The organism is Streptomyces africanus (assembly GCF_002150735.1).
In the GTDB taxonomy this organism is placed as follows: Bacteria; Actinomycetota; Actinomycetes; order Streptomycetales; family Streptomycetaceae; genus Streptomyces; species Streptomyces africanus.
Genome location: NZ_MUKA01000636.1, coordinates 499 through 1338, shown reverse-complemented (window position 1 = coordinate 1338; position 840 = coordinate 499). Strand labels below are relative to the sequence as shown.

The 840-nt window shown below is 69.9% G+C and carries 2 protein-coding genes; one reads left to right on the top strand and one right to left on the bottom strand.

All coding sequences use genetic code 11. The features are described from left to right. The coding region (locus tag CCL05_RS42955; RefSeq protein WP_143590064.1) for an ATP-binding protein at nt 1-201 on the bottom strand (201 nt) is incomplete at its 3' end. 247 nt (nt 202-448) lie between these two features. On the opposite strand from CCL05_RS42955, the gene CCL05_RS46940 reads away from it, so the two are divergent. Beyond that, nucleotides 449-840 (top strand): helix-turn-helix domain-containing protein (locus CCL05_RS46940; RefSeq protein WP_244204623.1); only part of this gene is annotated, 392 nt, incomplete at its 3' end.

Here is an 840-nt window from a genome sequence, read left to right as displayed (position 1 = left end):
GGCGTTGGTCACCAGCTCGGACACCACCAGGACGGCGTTCGCGCACACCTCGTCGGGCACCTGCCACGAGGCCAGCCGCGCCTGCGTGGCATGACGGGCGGCCCTGACGCTGGTCCGGTGGGACGGCAGCTCCAGCCAGTGCGTGCGGCCCGGGCGCACCGCGTCCAGGAACCGGGGAGTGGAAGTCGTGTGGGGGGACACGGCGTTCGCCTTCCGTGGGGGGTGGGCGCAGTCAGGAAGGGGCGAGGCGCGAATCGGACCGGCCGGAAAGGGGAGTTGGGGGTTCCGGTGCCCTGTTCGCACAAGTAACTATGCTCGCAGAGCAGTTCACGCTGCAACCGTCTGCCTGATAATTTCAGGAGGAAGGTATCGCGGCTCCGGGCCGCTTGGCGGAACGATCAACTCCCTGTCAGGCTGGCGCCGGTGACGACCCCTCGGGAGGCACGGCGTGAGCGACGCGCGATCAGGCACCGGCGCCGGCGCGCCCACCGTTCTCCGCATGATCCTGGGACGCCGCCTCCAGGAGGCCCGGCAGAGTGCGGGCCTCTCCCTCGACGACGCCGCGGGGGCCCTGCGCGTCACGCCGCTGACCATCCGCCGCCTGGAGAAGGCCGAGGTCGGCCTGAAGATCCTCTACGTCGAGAAGCTGCTCCAGACCTACGGGGCGGAGCAGCAGGAGATCGACGAGTTCGTCACCCTGGCCGAGCGGGCCAACGAGCCCGGCTGGTGGCACCCGTACCGCGATGTGATGCCGTCCTGGTTCACGGCCTACGTGAGTCTGGAGACCGGCGCGAGAACCCTGCGCACCTATGAGCCGCAGTACGTCACGGGCCTCCTCCA